This is a genomic window from Sinorhizobium sp. 7-81, from assembly GCF_030124405.1.
GTDB lineage: Bacteria > Pseudomonadota > Alphaproteobacteria > Rhizobiales > Rhizobiaceae > Sinorhizobium > Sinorhizobium psoraleae.
This window is the reverse complement of record NZ_JASKLT010000035.1, coordinates 1-14,966: the sequence shown is the minus strand read 5'-3', so window position 1 is coordinate 14,966 and position 14,966 is coordinate 1. Positions and strand designations below refer to the sequence as shown.

Here is a 14,966-nt window from a genome sequence, read left to right as displayed (position 1 = left end):
CGTGGCTAGCCGGAAACAGATTTCTGCGAACTGCCTCGAAATCGGAGATCATCTCGCAGCGCCCCTCATTGCTGTCGAGCAAGGTGATGTTTCTCTCGAATGGACTTGGCTCTGCCGTGCAGGCCTTTCCACCAGCTTCTCGACCAATCGCCTGAGTTCCGACGGCGTCGTTTGGCCAGCCACGACCTCATGGTAGCCGATCCCCGCGCGGCGCAGCGCTTCCTTCTTTACCGCGTCGCGCGCGGCCGCGGCGCCTTGATGATGTGCTCCGCCCTGGTATTCGATGACGTGCCGCGGTTGGCAATTGCTATCTACGAGCAGCAAGTCGACACGCTTGGAATTGATGCAACGGTAGGCGTCCGCGTCGGTGCTCCGGAGGATCTCGCCCAGTGAAACCTGAGCCATTACTTGCCAGGAAGAATTGCAGCCGATCACCATGCTGTCGAGTTCCCGAAACACCCGGGCTTCGCTCTTGTTCAGCAACGGCTGGATGGTGAAATCCGAGCGCATCACGATACGTAGTTGCTCCGTGGCGTCGACCGGCCTCAATGGTTCCGCAACTGGCGTCTGAACCCAAGGCCCCTGTACGATGCTGCGGCTTTCCTTCCAGCGTGACCTGTTTCTTTCTTGCCACGCCTGTTTTCTCATCGTGGCTAAGAACTGCTCAACCGCCATGCCGATGAGGAGGCCGATAAACAGCGCGGCGATCAGCAGTTCAGGCTTTTCGAAGTCTGCAACGGTTATACCGCCCGAAACGCCGACTGCGGCAACTCCGATGGTCAGCCAAGGTGCTGCGAACAGCACCGACCTTTGCCGATATTGCATGCCCCTCTCCAGATCTCCCGCCTGGATAGTAGAACGCGTGGACGACCGGCGAAAAGTCACCCAAAGGCATTAGATCTCGCACGAGGCCGGACTCGAATTCCAATGTCGCTCGCGCGACGGTGGTTTACGGCGCCGCTGCACGGCGTGTTGCTAGGTTGTTCACGTTCTGGGCCAAAATGATCGCATAATGTATCTATCGGAATTGCGGGCACGATATTATGCGCCGCCCGCTCAGAGATCTTTGGGAGGAGAGAGGAAATCGAGATCAATTTGCTGGCTGGTAAACCACTCTCGCGCGCTGATGGAGTCCGGCGTCACGACTCTAAAAAGCGGGACAGCGCGCTCAAATTCTTCCGGCCAATTGAACTTCGGAGACGCTGCGACGGAGTCGAGTTCTTTCTTTATCTCCGCTGTCGTAGCCTCGAGCCTGGGTTCTTCGTCAAGAACAGCCAGAAACTGGATCTCAGCCCCTCTTGTATCGAAATCAGGAGATGCTGAGACCCTGATGCAACGAAGCGATCTGTAAACTCGCCCAGAATCAGAATTCTTTTTATGCTTGTCCTTGGATTGGTTGCGGATCGCCATTACAGGTCCATCACTCAGGGCGTCGGGAAATGCGAAGCGGCCGTATCGACGTTCCAAGGTCTGAGCGAACGTGCAGCGTGTCTCATCGCTATTGAAGCCTACGGCGCGTCTCATGCCTGCCATGCCAGGGCCTTCTTTTGCACGACACCGAGTTTGGTCAGGTCAACAACGAGATTCTCGCCCGGCGAGTTCTCAAGTTGGGCTGCAGCGGGCGTCGTGCCTTTGGCAACGGCCTGCATCAGGCCCGGTCGGTGCGACGGCAACATGATCGCGTCCTTCAACGAAGTTCACGATATCGCATGTCTGAGTTAGAACCACCCAACCCTCGACATCCTCCCAGGCGAGGTCTAGCGAGCCATGTTCATTCACGAACATGATCGGAAACTCGCGCGCGTCGAGAGTGTAGTCTCCCCGACGCCACGATCTGAGTATGTCCTTCTCGTCTTCGGAAAGGCTGACGCCAGGGAGGATGTCGTTCATTCACCGATTGCTTTTTCGTGGCGCACCGCGCCGCTTGATGACCGTCTGTTCGAAGCCGCCGTTGTCGCCGAGGGCCTCCTCCGGACCTGCCGCCACGCGGTCAGTCCAATGGTCTTGACGGCCCGGCAGCTCATTTACACGGCCGGCGCGCCCAATCGCTCCGGAGCCGATACCTTCACCCGCCCGCCTCTTGGCTTCTTCGAACATGCCTTCCTTGAGCAGTTTGAAGATAGCGCCATCATCCGCTTCGAGCACCGCCCGTGTCTCGACCGGGTTGTCCTGGTTGATATGGGAAAGGGCGCCATGCATTCTTTGAACTGCGCGGATATTCATATCCGTGACAACGAGGCCATCACGCCAATTATAAAGGGATTGGCGGGTGCAACTGAGAAGGGTTGCGATCTTCTCCCAGCTGTAGCCGGTGATCATCTTGATTTGCCCGAGTTGGGTTATGAAACGCGCCGACCTAACGGCCGCGATGTTCCGTTCGGCCGAGGTTTCCTGTTGGAGCATGTCCACCAGCGTGGATGTCGTCGGCGCTGACGAACGAAAGTCGTCAGGCCGGCTGCGTCGGTACAGGAGAAAGCCGTCATCGTCGCACCACCCTCTTTCGACGCCCCCTCCAATTCGGAGATCATGTGGTGCGTCTTGCCGAAGATGTCCTTTACCCCAATCATTTCTTTCCGCAGCATGCCGCTCATGCTTTCGTTTTCCTCGAGTAGGACCTGATCCACGTACCTGATCCCGATTCTGTTCGTGTGAGTGGGACCTACCGTCTCCGCCAGTTGTTGCAGCAGGAAGCGAAATCGTGAGGTAAAGTCCTTCCTTGAAGTGTACTTTGTGGTTTCGATCGAGATGAAGGAGTCGGACAGCGATACGCGCCAGCCATCCGCATCCAGGTATCGCCAGATGTTCGTGCTGACCAGTTGCGGCGAGCCTATGACGAAACCATTAAGCGTGTCGCTCACCGTTCGCGGATACAATTTCCTAATACGCTCTTGAAAGGGAGCCACGAAGGACTTGTTCTGCACCGATTGAACTTCTGGAAACCGGACCTGCGCCAGAACCCTCGCGAGCGGGGCGGTTGCTAGAGGAATCTCCGGGAGCTCTTCCGAGAACAGGGGATCGACGACATTGTAGGTGATTGAAATTCCGTGGTTGGCCGCAATTCAACGTTATAACTATGTAAAGTGAAACGTAAAGTAAGAAGTTCCATGCATAAAATAATAATTTCCGCAGCCGAATGTCCTTGCCAGGCACGAGGCTGTCAGTTCACGCAAACACGTCCATCTCAAACACCAGTGCTGCAGGGCATTTGGCTAGCCAGCTCTCGAAGCGTGCATTCGCCCAGCTTTGACCAGGCCTCTTGAATGACGGGGTCTCCGGTTCGAGTCCCCTCAAGGCGCTCGGCGGCGCAGAGAGTGTCCGCGCCGACCTAACTGTCGAATGCCTTTAATACCCGGATGGCCGGTCAAGACGCGGACTTTTTGGTCGGTGTTTCGCTTGTCGCGGGAAGCGCACCCACGCTCCTTTCCGACTTGATGCTCAGTGCGGCTAGCACGGCGCGGAGACCAAACTGCCGATAATTCGCAGCGAGATCGACTACCTCGGCTTTTGCAGCAACATCCTTGGCCATTGCTTCTCCTCCAGTCCCTGGATCACGCGGTCCGCACGCTTTGCGCCGCGAGATCCTGCAGCGAGGTGAAGACGACGGCTCGACCGGTCTTCTCCAATAGTTTCGGGTCGGCGGCAGACCGCTTGATGATCGCGCCACGGGGAGCCATGTTGCCGAAGAGCTCCACGGCCGGAATCGCCGCAGATCCGGCAGGCATCATGCCGATCGCTTCTGCGAGCGAGGCCATCGTGCTGGCTGTACCCATCACAGCACAGGTGCCTGAAGTCGAAGCGAGACGCTTCTCGACAGCATCGATACCTTCGTCGCTTACATCGCCTGCGCGATAACGCTGCCAGAAGCGGCGGCAGTCGGTGCAAGCGCCAAGGCGCTCGCCTTGATGGCGGCTGGTCGACATCGGCCCGGCGACGAGCTGGATCGACGGGAGGTCAGCCGATGCCGCGCCCATCAACTCGGCTGGGACGGTCTTGTCGCAACCACCAAGGAGAATGACCGAATCCATGGGCTGGGCGCGGGTCATCTCTTCGACGTCCGTGGACATCAGGTTTCGGAACCTGAGGCTTGTTGGGCTGAACACCGGGACATGCACAACCGAGAGTCCTTCGTGAGCGTGGGCTTTCTGCAGCGCGGCCTCGAGTTCCGCTCGGCTGTAGCCGCCGAAAAGTCCGAGGACACCGCTGACCGAGTTCGCCATGCCGACGAAATCCACGGCGACGTCGTCGTTGGTGCCGAAATCCGGACCGAACTGGGACGCCTGTAGCGAGGAGATAGCGCCCACTCGCCGGTTGTCGAGGACAACGACCATGCCCTTGGCCTTGTGCGCGAGGGCATCGATCAGAATCTGCGGGTTCATCATAAATGAGCCGTCGCCCGTAAAGGCGATCATGTAGAGATTATGACGTTAATATAAATGGTTAAATTGATCCAAAAATTGCCTGCGCGACGTGAAGATCCTGCTCGCTATCGATCTCGTACCATCTGAGACCGTCGCAACGCGTCGCTGCGAGCTGCAGCCCACGGTGCTTGATGAGACAGGCGAGCAGTTCCTCAGTGTATGCCTTGATCGCGCCGGAGCCGATCAAGTCGTCGAGTGCCGGTACGATCATTGACCGGAGATCGGCGATTGAAAATGCGATGAGGTTCATTGTTTTGAACAGCGTCGGGCCATCCGAAACACCAAGATTGGCGGCCGACTGCTTCAACCGGACTTCGGATATGAAGCCCTCATCGTCGAGAACAACTGCTGACCCTTCCATTGATGGATCGAACGGCGCGACGGCCGCAGCGTTCCTAGCGACGCCCATCGTGAGGGAACGCAGTACATCCTCTTCGAAGAAGACGTCGCCCTCAAGAAGGTAGCAATCTCCAGCGACGAGCGCCTCCCGCGCCAGCCACAGCGAGTACGCGCTGCCGGTACGGTCGAAAACGGAGGACTCCACATAATTGATCTTAAGCCCGCCAAAGTGGCTGCCGCAGGCGTGCTGGATCGCATCCTTCCGGTACCCTACGACGATCGTGACTTCTTCGACGCCGACAGCTTTCAGGTTTCTGAGTGCATTGTGAATAATCGGTGTGCCGTTAACCTCGACCAAGGGCTTCGGACGCAGGTCAGTTAAGGGGCGCAAACGGGAGCCGAGGCCAGCGGCGAGAATGACAGCTTTCGTAGGTGCATTGACGTTCATATCATTCTTCTTCATCTTTGCGAGGCGACGTGTTGCTCCCAGCCATTGAGGATTCCAACGAGGCGACCCAGGCCGGCCTCGAGCCTTTCAAGCGAAACTCCGTAGGATAGGCGAATGCCGGCGGGATCGCCGAATGCGCTGCCGGAGACGGTCGCGACGCCGGCTTCAGCGAGCAGCGAATGGACGACCGTGTCCGCATCGCCAGTCATCGGATTTGATGTCTCAGGCGCGAGCAGGTTTGTCAGATCGAGATAGAAATAGAAGCTGCCTTGCGCCTTCGGTACAGGTATCCGCTTCAGGTAAGAGAGGATCTCGAGACCCATTTGTCTGGCACTTGTCAGCCGCGAACGCAGCTCGCGTTCGTAACCGCTGTCTCCCCGCTGCAGATGTGTCAATACTGCATGTTGGGCAATCACGTTTGGGTTTGACGTGGTGTGCGACTGCAGTGCCCTGGCGGCGTCAATCACTTCCGTCGGACCGGCCACGTAGCCAATCCGCCAGCCGGCCAACGCGAGCGACTTGCTAAACGAGTTGACGATAAGGGTTCGCGACCGAATTTCGGGAACAACAGAGACGATCGAATAGTGGTTGTAGTGCCCATGGACGAAGTCGCCATAGCACTCGTCGAAAATGACCCAGACGTTGTGGTTGATCGCAAGCTCGGCGATCTCCTTTAGCGTCTGGACGTCGTAGACGGCACCAGTGGGATTATTGGGCGTGCTGATGACGACCGCTCGGGTGCGCTCGGTTACCGCGGTCTTGATGTCTTCGGTGCGCGGCACATAGTCATTGGACCGCGTGTCGACGAAGATCGGCGTCCCGCCGGCTATCAGCACCTGCGCCGGAAAGGTCGTCCAGTACGGTGCCGGAACGATGACCTCGTCGCCGGGATTGAGTAGCACCATCGCCGCATTAAACAAGGCCTGTTTGGCACCAGAAGTGACCGCCACTTCTTCGGCCTTCCAAATCTGCCCGGTATCGAGTGAGACTTTCCGCGCCAGAGCTTCGCGCAACTCCATCATGCCAACCGTTTCTGTGTAGCGGTTGACGCCTTTGTCGATCGCTTCGATTGCGCCCTCGCGAATGGTTGGAGCAAGGTCGCTCCAGATCTCACCGGCCGTTAGATCGGTAATTTCCTTGCCAGCGTCGGCGGCCGCCCTTGCTGCTGCGCGCGCCGCGGCGGTCCCCGATGGCTTGAACAAGCTTGTCCGTTGCGCAAGCATGTGCGCCCTCCCAACCGTCTCATGATTTCTCTTTGACGCCCTTCGGCGCCGCTCACGCAGTCTGTTTAGGCAGATACTGCTTTTCCGCCTGCTCGAGCTCATCGTAGCCGATCAATCTGAAGAGCTCCTCCAGGTCCGCGACTCGCTCCTCGATGCCTGCAACGCTCTCCTCCGATCGAATGCGGCCGCAGATGTCGCGCATGCCGGCAATCGCAGCCCGGAGGGCGTGATTGGCCCATATCACGGTGGAGATGCCTACTTCCCTATAGGCCGAGACCGGCGTCTTGTAGTATTTCGTCGGGACGATCACGACCGGAAGCCTGTTGTTCCACTTCTTGGCGAAGTCTAGGATCTCGTCGGCAACGCTTTTACGGGAGTGAATGAGGACCGCATCGGCGCCGGAGTTCGCGAAGGCCTCTGCCCGATCCAGCGCTACATCGAGGCCGTAGCCGGCAATCAAGGCTTCAGTTCGAGCGACCAGGACAAAAGCGGGTCCAGTCGTATCCCTCACCGCCTTCAGGCGGCCGGAGAATTCATAAATGTCGGCTAGCGGATGCCTGTCGCCAACGAAGGAGTTCAGTTTCGGGAAGGCCTTGTCCTCAAGGCAGATGCCGGCAGCGCCGCGTTGCTTGAGCTTTCTTGCGACAAGGCGGGCATTGTTGAAGTTGCCAAAGCCGCTGTCACCGTCGACGAGGATCGGGACGTTTGTAGAGTCTACCATTCGTTCGACGACGTCGACGACCTGCGTCCAACTGGCCTCATTGGCATCGCGGTAGCCGAGCGCTGAAGAAATCGAGAGACCGGAGGCCCAAAGTCCTTTAAAGCCGGCCCGCTCCGCGATTGCCGCCGAGAGGCCATCATGTGCTTCCATCAGAAATGTCAGATCCTTGGAGAGAATGAGCTCGCGAAGGGATGTCGATGGCGACGCCACGGGCACGGCCTCGGCGCCTATCGGAAATGGCATCGCCTTGTTCATTGTTATGCCTCCTTCGCAACGCTCAAGTCGGGATGCCCCTGCGAGGACAAGGATAGAATTCCAGGCGGTTGGAGCCAGTCGACGGACAACCCTTTTGGGAGGTGGTCGACTGCCGAACCTCCCTGTGCGTCGAAAATCCGAAGCGGATCTGACATGTTATATTCCTCCATTTATTCGATCCCACGACCTGCGTCTGAAGCAGGGGGGCAGCTTTCGCCGCCGCTCACAAATGGCCTTCAAGAGTTATGCCAATTCGGCTCGCCGAAAAGAAAGAAGACATTGTGGTAGACTTTCAGCAAGTTAGCCTAAGAAAAGAGGAGATTGGTCAAACAAATCTGCGTAGCAGACCCGACAAAGGCGGACCGATGGTGTCGCAGGGCGTTCCTCGAACTTCACACGATGACCTCGCCAGCCGGCGACTGCCGCACCGCAGTTATTGGAGACGGTTCGGACAAGCTCCCAAGCTCCGCAAGCTCGAATACATCGTCCCCGACGCGATCGCGTCAAAGCGTCTGCAGCCTGCCGCGCTCGCAGCAATGGGTCGAAACCGAGGTCTCGCCGATCTTGCCGCCACGTTGCGGAGGTCGTGGCGGCTTGAGCAACAAGTACGGCTATTAGGACTAGGCGTTCGCCAGCGATCTCCGGCGGACCCGAGTTGTCGATATGCAGCACATCGTCACCTTCGAGGCTTTGCTGCCCGCTCCGCTTCGCATCAGACGCTGCCGAAGGGTCTCGAGATTTTCGCGCCCACGTTCGATCAAACGCTTCGCCAATATGTCGATTGGGGCGGTGACGTTGACACCATGTGAACCAATTTATGCAGATAGCAGCTCTTTCGATCGGCGCGCTTGCCTGAGTCGCTCGCCGAAGGCGCATGGTGATCAATGGTTCTCTTTAAAATCTAGGCAACCAGAGCTTCGGGGCCATCAGGGCTGACCAAAGGTGTAATTTACGAACTTAACAAACTTGACGACCTGTCGCATCCTGCCTAGATTATAGCACAGGAGGCTGAAGAACATGCCCACTACGAAACCTCTAGCCAACGAGCCACGAAGTGGTTCTTCGACCATTGCGCTCTCGATGAAGCTGCCACGGAAAGCCGATTTCGAGAAGGCCCTGATCAGACAGTACGCCAAGGCTGTTAAGCTGAGCCGAAAGGCCGGCCACCAGGTCAGTTTCCGCGTCGTCGTGGATCCGCTGGCCGGCGCGCAGACGATTTCAGTCGTTGAAGAAGAGCCGCTATCTGATCAGGATGCGGTTCCGGTAGAGGACGTGCCAGAGCCGGATGACGAACTCCAGGCTGCGTTGGCTGCCGCACGGGAACGTGGTCGGCGCCGCGTGGCGGAGATTCTCGCGGAGGACGATATGCTGAGCGCGGAGGCATTCGCGAACCTGCTCGGCGTTTCGCGCGTCACCGTCAACACAAAGCGCCAAAACGGGCAGGTTCTCGGTCTCGACGGCGCTAAGCGGGGCTTCCGTTTTCCGTCATGGCAACTCGATCGGGACGGTCGACCTTATGCTGCGCTTCCGAAGCTGCACGAGGTCCTGGGCGGTGCATGGGCGGTTTACCGCTTCCTTATCACTCCGCACGGCGCTTTGAATGGCCGGACGGGCCTCAACGCGTTGAAGCGCGGTCGGGCCGACGAAGTGGTTGCAGCGGCCGAGGGTGTCGCCCGCGGTGAATTTCGCTGAATGGCCATAATCAAGCCGCCCGCGGGTTTCGAGGATTCCGCGCTCGACATTGAGATTGTTCCTGCCGGTCGTCGATTTGGACGAATCTATGCGAGCGCCTTTCCCGACCCGTTAGGATACGGAAAGACGCCGAGCCGGTTCAGTGATCCCCGCCGGCGGGGCCCGGCAAGGCGGTTTGGCGTCTTATATTTGGGTGACACACTCAAGGTTTGCTTCCTGGAAGCGGTCCTGCGTGATCGGCGCGATGGCCGCGTGGGTGATCTCCCGATCGATGAAAAGGAGATCTACGCGCGGCGCTACGCAGAGATTGAGACGATAGCTGATCTCCGCCTTGTTGATCTCCGCGAGGACCACGCTATCAGGATGGGAGTGCCGACGGATGTCGCGAAATCCTCCCGCCAAACCCTCGCGCGGACGTGGTCGCTTGCTTTCCATGAGCACCGATCCGTGCCGGACGGCATCATCTATCCATCCCGCCTGAATGGGCATACGAACCTTGCGCTATTTGACCGCGCCATCTCGAAATTGTCGGCGGTGCGCATCGTACCGTTGATGGGAGCACCGGGCCTTGCCGCCACCATCAACGATCTTCGTGTGAGCCTCGTCGACATCATCTAAACCAACGTCATGAAACTTGCTGGCTGGGCCCCACGAAGGATAAGAGGACGTTGTCGTCAAGAACGGCGACCAGCATAGGCACTCATGCAAATTTCCCGATCGATCAGAGAACAGGTTGGTAGCGTTTATGCGCCATATTGTCGGTATGGCTGTATCGCATCGCACATCGTCGAACAAAAATTCCACCAAAACCTCGAATACCATTCCGGCACCCGAGAGGTCGGCTGCTGCGCGTGTCGCATCGCTCTTGCGGGCGAGTTCCAAGAAGCGGCAAGGAGTCGTTCAGGTCATCGATGCCGATGGCGAGCGCTTGGAACTGCCGCATGCCTTGGCGGAGGCCATGTATCAGGCCGCCGCGCTTCTCGCCGAGGGGCGACCGGTGGCGGTGCTGCCGGACGAGGAGATGCTGTCAACGCAGGCTGCGGCGGATATTCTCAACGTTTCCAGGCAGTATCTGGTCCGATCGGTCGATGCTGGTGAACTTCCAGCGGAAAAGATTGGCAGCCACCGGCGCTTGAGAGCAACGGATGTTGCGGCCTTCAAGGCAACTCGTGATGCCAAGCGCGCGTTGGCCCTGATCGGCTGGTGTCGCTGAGCGAGGATGCCAGCGGCTACGAACTCGGAAGCCAGCATCGCTGACCCCCAACCCGAACACGGGCTCTCTCCACGAAGGAGTGCCGTATATACCGAGCTCGGCCGTCGTGGGCGTGGTCGCCACCGACGGGCAGCTGTTTCCGCGGCTCACCAAAACGTCAGGCTGATCTTCTTGCGACAGGATGCGGCTTTGGGTCTGGTTCTGCCCGTTTCTTGCCCAGCCCGGACGCGCGCGCAAGCTCGGAGCGTTGTTGGGCGTAGCTTGAAGCAATCATGGGGTAGTCGGCCGGAAGACCCCACTTCTCACGGTATTGCTCCGGAGTGAGGCCGTACTTTGCCATCAGGTGTCGTCTCAGGGATTTGAACTTTTCACCATCCTCCAGGCAGATGATGAAATCGGCTGTTACGGACTTCTTGATCGGAACGGCCGGGCGCTGTTCTTCGACGGCCGGTTCAGCCTGATGTCGCGAAGACGTGCCGCTCAGCGAGGAATACGTCTGCTGGATAAGATTGGAAAGATCGCCGGCAGGAACGACATTGTGGCTTAGATAAGCCGCGACGATCCGGCTCGTCAGCTCCAGCTTTCGCTCCTCATTGCTCGAAAGCGATTCGCTCAACATCGTCTCCTCTGTTTTCCTGTCGGTCAGGCAGCCTCGGTCAACGTGCAGGTATTTCGGTCGGAACGAAGGCGGTGTCGCTTGGGCGGTGTGTTTTTTTCGAGAGATTTCCGGGCATTTTGGTTTGTGTGTCTTGTTCTGCTGACCTCATGCGTTGCCAGAGTCTCCCTCGGTTTCTATCCTGACGCATGATCCGCACCCTACTGGTGCGCCCAAATCCGAGGACACTGGAGGCCGATGACGTCTCAGCATTGGCGTGATCGTTGACACCGAGACGACAGGCCTCGACCATAGCAGGGACGAGATCATCGAAATCGGCGCAGTCGCCTTCACCTTTAACGACGAGGGTCATATCGGCGACGTCACAGGTGTTTACGGCGGCCTGCAGCAGCCAACTGTCCCGATCCCCCTGGAATCACCCGCCTCACAGGAATTACCGACGCGATGGTTGCCGGGCTGATGATCGATGCCGGCTCGCTTCGCGCGCTGCTCGACCCGGCCGAGCTCGTGATCACCCACAATGCCGGCTTCGATCGGCCGTTCTGATGACGGTAGAAAACCAGAAGAGATGGCCAAGCAAATGAAGCTGACGCTCGCCCTGGCCGTGACGGGCGGGGTGATCTCTCGAAGGCGGTGCCCTGCGGTCCCATACTGCGCGATACCGTCGAACCTGCTCAAACGTGTAGGGGTCGCACCATCGTCAGTTGGGAACAGTGGTAAGCAGGCGCCCTGTACTTGAGGTGAGAACTGGGAGCCTTTGACGCGCCGTCGGCCGTCAGGCTTCAGGCACAAGGCCAACATCAACTATCCGTAAAGCAGGACTCTAATAGTTGTGTTGACTCTGTGGTGCACTCAGCAGAAAACAGGGCGATGACTAAAGGAGGAATTGCTGATGGCTGACGAGAGCAGTGCGGGACCGGTTGCTGCGGCTGTAGCGACGGGCGCGGAAGTGAAAGCACCAACGGCTAAGAAGCAGAGGTCGCCACGGCCCCAGAAGGCGGCTTCCGAACAAGCTCAATCAAAGACGCCGGCCGCTAAACCCAAGAGGTATAGCGAGAAAGAGAAGAGCGAGAAGCTCAAGCGGATCGAGGCGCAAGTCACCGAAGGCAGCACCCTCAAGGACGCTATCAGGAGCGCTGGCATATCGGAGCAAACCTACTATCATTGGAAAGGTGCCGCGAAGCCTGTCGAACTAAAGGACACCAAGGACACCAAGCCGGTACCGGCCGGCGATGAGTTGGCAGATCTTGTCCAGCTCGAAGAGGAAAACCAGAGGCTCCGCAAGCTACTGGCGGAAAAGTTGCGCGCGGAAAATGCCGAACTGCGCAAAAGGCTCGGGCTGAACTAACCAGGACCGGGGACGACAGTTTCTTCTGCGCCCTTCGTGTTACGCCAGTAGGTTGAATTTGCCCCCATTTGACATTGTGGCGGCAAATCAACCCCTGCTGTTTCGCCACTTTTGCCGGGTGAATGCACGCCAACTGCGCGGTCGGCAAGGAGTTGAAGCGTGCCAACCGGCGTTGCCTTTTCACGGTTTTGCTTGGGATCGAAAATAGATGAAGACGCCACAGCGGAGATTCGTTGTTGCTTCAAGTCGGGGCGACGACAGTCAAAAGCCCAGACGAACTCAATCTGGGGAGGCACAGATCTCAAGGCCTTGGCCCGCGAAGTGGAAGAGACGGCGCCGCATCTGTTCAATTCAAATGAAGCATCTGGAACGCCTGACTCAGGTGAAACCAGGCCGGCTGATCCGATTAATACAGAGTCTGCCAACGAACGCGCCAACAATGGCCGATTGCATGGTCCGCATGACCGCTCTGTATCGATTCGCATCGGCATAGCCAGCGGCCGACTTGTTGCGGGCATCGTGGGAATGAAGAAGTTCTTCTATGTGTTTGGGGCGATGCGGTCCAGCGGTAAAAGGTCCCTCCGCCGACGCAGGGATCGCGCGGCGAGGCTCAAGCGCTTTACTTGCCGCGACGTTTGCGACGCTGGCCAAGGCCCATTTCCTTGGCGAGGCGCGACCTGGCTTCGGCGTAAGCGGGTGCGACCATCGGGTAGTCTGCCGGCAGACACCACTTCTCGCGGTACTCTTGCGGGGAAAGCTTGTGGTGGGTCATCAGATGGCGCTTCAGCGACTTGAAGGTGCCGCCGCATTCGAGGCAGGTGATCTGGTCGTCCTGCACCGACTTGCGGACCGAGATCGCAGGCTTCTGCTTCTCAACGGCAACAACCACCGGCGGGGGGGCCGCGGTGTTGTTGAGCGCGGAATGGACGTCGGCGATAAGCGTCGGAAGCTCGGTAACCGGAACCACATGGTTGCTCACATAGGCGGCTACGATTTCCGTGGCCAGTTCAACAAAGAGTTCGTTGCTCGCACCGAGCGTGGCTTCTGTCATTTTCTTCTCCAATTGGAAGTCAGGATGGGAAACCGTCACCCAGGCGGGTCGAGAGCGGCGACCTTTTGGTTGCTCGACTAACACTGATCAAGGAAATGTCAAAACTAAAATCCGGAAGCAGCTACTCTATTCCGCACAAAAATGGCCGCGTTGGTCGGTGACGGTGTCGGTGTCGAGAACAAGAGATTGCCGCGCGGCTTGGCGCGATGCCGAACACCGTGGGCAAATGGAAACGATGCTTTGCCGAGTTGCGGCTGTCGGTGTTTACGACGAGCCGCGGCAAATCGGCGATGCGGAAATAGCCGAGACGATGCGGCTGACGTTGGAGAAGACGCCGCCGGACGCACCCCACTGAGCCTGCGGTCGATGGCACGTGGCGTCGGCCACGCCCCCTCGACGATCCACAGCATCTGGACGACCTTCGGCCTGCAGCCGCATCGCGCCGAAAGCTTCAGGCTCACCTCCGATGCGCTGTCGAAAAGGTAGGAGACATTGTCGACCTTTATCTCAACCCGCCCGAGCGGGCGCTGGTGCGTTGCGTCGATGAGAAGAGTCAGATTCAAGTGCTGGATCACAGCCAGCCGGCACTGCCGATGCGGCCCGGCCAGATCGAACGGCGCAGCCACGATTACGTACGGCATGGGACGCTGTCGCTCTTCGCCGTGCTGGGTGCCGCCACCGGCAAGATCATCCGTCGCTGTTTCAAGCGTCACCGCGCGCACGAATTCCTGAAGTTCCTGCGCGAAATCGAAGCCAACGTGCCGCGCGACCTCGATATCCACACCGTGATGGACAACTACGCGACCCACAAGACCAGCGCCATCCGCAATTTCTTTCTCAAGCGGCCCCCGCTGGCACAGCCATTTCGCCCCGACGGCGGTGTCGTGGCTCAACCAGGTTCAGCGCTTCTTCGCCAACCTGACCGAAAAGCGGATCCGGCCCGGTGTGCACCGCTGAACCTGCGTTCTGGAAGCGGCAATCACAGCCTACATCGAAGCGGTCAACGCCAAACCCCTCCGGTGGACCAAGTCGGCCGACGATATCCTCGCCACCATCAAACGCGTCTGCCTGGCAACGCTGCAAACCGCCGAAAAACAAAACAAAATAGCTGGACTTCAGAATTAGGACACTAGGCTGTTTTGCGACTAAAAGATGCTGGCTGGAGAGAAGGCCAGCATTGGATGACGCGATCTCTTTCGAATGATCTCGTGAGTATGTTGTTGGCGAGATTGCGGCAGCGGAAAGGTGCCGATCGTTGGCGGTTTGTTTCGGCATTGCCGTGTCGTCGGCGGTGCAGTGATCTCAGCGGAAGGCCAATCAGTTTGCGCGTAGCCCCTGCAATGTAAACAAGTGGACCCTTTTTTGGTCGGGAGCGACCATGACCGTCTGGCCGGGTTGAAACTCGACCCGGTCGCGCAGCACGAGGTTCACGTCTGCAGGGCCGAGCTTCGCCAGCACATGCGTTTCGGACCCGGTCGGCTCGACCACGACGACGGTGGCGGGTACACCATTGTCGGCGACCGTCAGATGCTCTGGACGGATACCGTAGACCGCTGCCGTCGCGCCTTGATAGCCCTCAGGCATTGGAAGCGCTACCCCGCCATCGGTGACGAACTGCCCATTGTTGACCGCCCCCTCGAAG

At 58.6% G+C, this 14,966-nt stretch carries 17 protein-coding genes and 5 pseudogenes; 8 read left to right on the top strand and 14 right to left on the bottom strand.

The annotated features are described in order from the left end of the window. Positions 1–48: 48 nt before the first annotated feature. From QN224_RS32780 to aepX, 11 genes and pseudogenes are all read right to left on the bottom strand, one after another. Entirely contained in the window at positions 49–825 is a 777-nt protein-coding gene (locus tag QN224_RS32780; protein ID WP_283980069.1) for a DUF2726 domain-containing protein, read from the bottom strand. Between the two features lie 231 nt (positions 826–1,056). Continuing rightward, positions 1,057–1,533, bottom strand: a complete 477-nt coding sequence (locus QN224_RS32775; protein WP_283980068.1) for a hypothetical protein — start codon at positions 1,531–1,533, stop codon at positions 1,057–1,059. Beyond that, entirely contained in the window at positions 1,521–1,691 is a 171-nt protein-coding gene (locus QN224_RS32770; RefSeq protein ID WP_283980067.1) for a hypothetical protein, read from the bottom strand. Before QN224_RS32770 ends, QN224_RS32775 begins: the two co-directional genes overlap by 13 nt. Positions 1,692–1,890: 199 nt before the next feature. After that, the gene (locus QN224_RS32765) at positions 1,891–2,319 is read right to left on the bottom strand and encodes a hypothetical protein (protein ID WP_283980066.1); all 429 of its coding nucleotides are present in this window, start codon (positions 2,317–2,319) and stop codon (positions 1,891–1,893) included. A 20-nt stretch (positions 2,320–2,339) separates the two neighbouring features. Continuing rightward, positions 2,340–2,987, bottom strand: a complete 648-nt coding sequence (locus QN224_RS32760) for a TIGR04255 family protein (RefSeq protein WP_283980071.1) — start codon at positions 2,985–2,987, stop codon at positions 2,340–2,342. A 374-nt stretch (positions 2,988–3,361) separates the two neighbouring features. Then, complete coding sequence (locus QN224_RS32755; RefSeq protein WP_283980065.1) at positions 3,362–3,526, bottom strand: hypothetical protein; 165 nt, start codon at positions 3,524–3,526, stop codon at positions 3,362–3,364. Between the two features lie 40 nt (positions 3,527–3,566). Further along, a pseudogene (locus tag QN224_RS34010) lies at positions 3,567–4,094 on the bottom strand (dihydroxy-acid dehydratase); the annotation flags it as partial. A gap of 21 nt (positions 4,095–4,115) precedes the next feature. Continuing rightward, a pseudogene (locus tag QN224_RS34005) lies at positions 4,116–4,409 on the bottom strand (thiamine pyrophosphate-dependent enzyme); the annotation flags it as partial. Positions 4,410–4,437: 28 nt separating this feature from the next. Then, positions 4,438–5,205: a phosphocholine cytidylyltransferase family protein gene (locus QN224_RS32740; protein ID WP_283980064.1), complete on the bottom strand. Its 768-nt coding sequence runs from the start codon at positions 5,203–5,205 to the stop codon at positions 4,438–4,440. Positions 5,206–5,216: 11 nt separating this feature from the next. Then, the gene (locus QN224_RS32735; protein ID WP_283980063.1) at positions 5,217–6,428 is read right to left on the bottom strand and encodes a pyridoxal phosphate-dependent aminotransferase; all 1,212 of its coding nucleotides are present in this window, start codon (positions 6,426–6,428) and stop codon (positions 5,217–5,219) included. A gap of 52 nt (positions 6,429–6,480) precedes the next feature. After that, positions 6,481–7,404 (bottom strand): phosphoenolpyruvate mutase, encoded by a 924-nt coding sequence (gene aepX / locus QN224_RS32730; protein ID WP_283980062.1) that lies wholly within the window; start codon positions 7,402–7,404, stop codon positions 6,481–6,483. Between the two features lie 1,017 nt (positions 7,405–8,421). On the opposite strand from aepX, the gene QN224_RS32725 reads away from it, so the two are divergent. From QN224_RS32725 to QN224_RS32715, 3 genes are all read left to right on the top strand, one after another. Beyond that, positions 8,422–9,096: an XRE family transcriptional regulator gene (locus tag QN224_RS32725; protein ID WP_283980061.1), complete on the top strand. Its 675-nt coding sequence runs from the start codon at positions 8,422–8,424 to the stop codon at positions 9,094–9,096. A gap of 54 nt (positions 9,097–9,150) precedes the next feature. After that, positions 9,151–9,714 (top strand): RES family NAD+ phosphorylase, encoded by a 564-nt coding sequence (locus QN224_RS32720; RefSeq protein WP_336621145.1) that lies wholly within the window; start codon positions 9,151–9,153, stop codon positions 9,712–9,714. A gap of 340 nt (positions 9,715–10,054) precedes the next feature. Next, complete coding sequence (locus QN224_RS32715; protein ID WP_283980059.1) at positions 10,055–10,309, top strand: excisionase family DNA-binding protein; 255 nt, start codon at positions 10,055–10,057, stop codon at positions 10,307–10,309. Between the two features lie 157 nt (positions 10,310–10,466). On the opposite strand, the gene QN224_RS32710 is transcribed toward QN224_RS32715, so the two are convergent. Further along, positions 10,467–10,925 carry a MucR family transcriptional regulator gene (locus tag QN224_RS32710; protein ID WP_283980058.1) on the bottom strand — a complete coding sequence of 153 codons (459 nt, stop codon included), beginning with the start codon at positions 10,923–10,925 and terminating at the stop codon, positions 10,467–10,469. 250 nt (positions 10,926–11,175) lie between these two features. Here QN224_RS32710 and QN224_RS32705 point away from each other — a divergent pair. The 3 genes and pseudogenes from QN224_RS32705 to QN224_RS32695 form a co-directional block, all read left to right on the top strand. Then, a pseudogene (locus QN224_RS32705) lies at positions 11,176–11,468 on the top strand (exonuclease domain-containing protein); the annotation flags it as partial. A 349-nt stretch (positions 11,469–11,817) separates the two neighbouring features. Continuing rightward, on the top strand, positions 11,818–12,273 hold the full coding sequence (locus QN224_RS32700) for a transposase (protein ID WP_283980057.1): 456 nt from the start codon (positions 11,818–11,820) through the stop codon (positions 12,271–12,273). 208 nt (positions 12,274–12,481) lie between these two features. Further along, positions 12,482–12,714 (top strand): annotated as a pseudogene (locus QN224_RS32695) (hypothetical protein); the annotation flags it as partial. 178 nt (positions 12,715–12,892) lie between these two features. Here QN224_RS32695 and QN224_RS32690 read toward each other — a convergent pair. Next, on the bottom strand, positions 12,893–13,324 hold the full coding sequence (locus QN224_RS32690) for a MucR family transcriptional regulator (RefSeq protein WP_283980056.1): 432 nt from the start codon (positions 13,322–13,324) through the stop codon (positions 12,893–12,895). A gap of 530 nt (positions 13,325–13,854) precedes the next feature. Between QN224_RS32690 and QN224_RS32685 the strand changes: the two genes are divergently transcribed. Both QN224_RS32685 and QN224_RS32680 read left to right on the top strand, forming a co-directional pair. Further along, complete coding sequence (locus tag QN224_RS32685) at positions 13,855–14,457, top strand: transposase (RefSeq protein ID WP_336621144.1); 603 nt, start codon at positions 13,855–13,857, stop codon at positions 14,455–14,457. Positions 14,458–14,505: 48 nt separating this feature from the next. Beyond that, positions 14,506–14,621: pseudogene (locus tag QN224_RS32680) on the top strand (IS630 family transposase); the annotation flags it as partial. Between the two features lie 20 nt (positions 14,622–14,641). On the opposite strand, the gene QN224_RS32675 reads toward QN224_RS32680, so the two are convergent. After that, positions 14,642–14,966: TOBE domain-containing protein (locus QN224_RS32675; protein ID WP_283980054.1), on the bottom strand; the 325-nt coding region annotated here is incomplete at its 5' end.

Excerpts from the sequence above, each read along its gene's own strand:
- QN224_RS32780 (WP_283980069.1), bottom strand. The coding sequence starts at position 825 with ATGCAATATCGGCAAAGGTCGGTGCTGTTCGCAGCACCTTGGCTGACC.
- QN224_RS32775 (WP_283980068.1), bottom strand. The coding sequence starts at position 1,533 with ATGGCAGGCATGAGACGCGCCGTAGGCTTCAATAGCGATGAGACACGC.
- QN224_RS32765 (WP_283980066.1), bottom strand. The coding sequence starts at position 2,319 with ATGATCACCGGCTACAGCTGGGAGAAGATCGCAACCCTTCTCAGTTGC.
- QN224_RS32755 (WP_283980065.1), bottom strand. The coding sequence starts at position 3,526 with ATGGCCAAGGATGTTGCTGCAAAAGCCGAGGTAGTCGATCTCGCTGCG.
- QN224_RS32740 (WP_283980064.1), bottom strand. The coding sequence starts at position 5,205 with ATGAACGTCAATGCACCTACGAAAGCTGTCATTCTCGCCGCTGGCCTC.
- QN224_RS32735 (WP_283980063.1), bottom strand. The coding sequence starts at position 6,428 with ATGCTTGCGCAACGGACAAGCTTGTTCAAGCCATCGGGGACCGCCGCG.
- aepX (WP_283980062.1), bottom strand. The coding sequence starts at position 7,404 with ATGAACAAGGCGATGCCATTTCCGATAGGCGCCGAGGCCGTGCCCGTG.
- QN224_RS32725 (WP_283980061.1), top strand. The coding sequence starts at position 8,422 with ATGCCCACTACGAAACCTCTAGCCAACGAGCCACGAAGTGGTTCTTCG.
- QN224_RS32715 (WP_283980059.1), top strand. The coding sequence starts at position 10,055 with ATGTATCAGGCCGCCGCGCTTCTCGCCGAGGGGCGACCGGTGGCGGTG.
- QN224_RS32700 (WP_283980057.1), top strand. The coding sequence starts at position 11,818 with ATGGCTGACGAGAGCAGTGCGGGACCGGTTGCTGCGGCTGTAGCGACG.
- QN224_RS32690 (WP_283980056.1), bottom strand. The coding sequence starts at position 13,324 with ATGACAGAAGCCACGCTCGGTGCGAGCAACGAACTCTTTGTTGAACTG.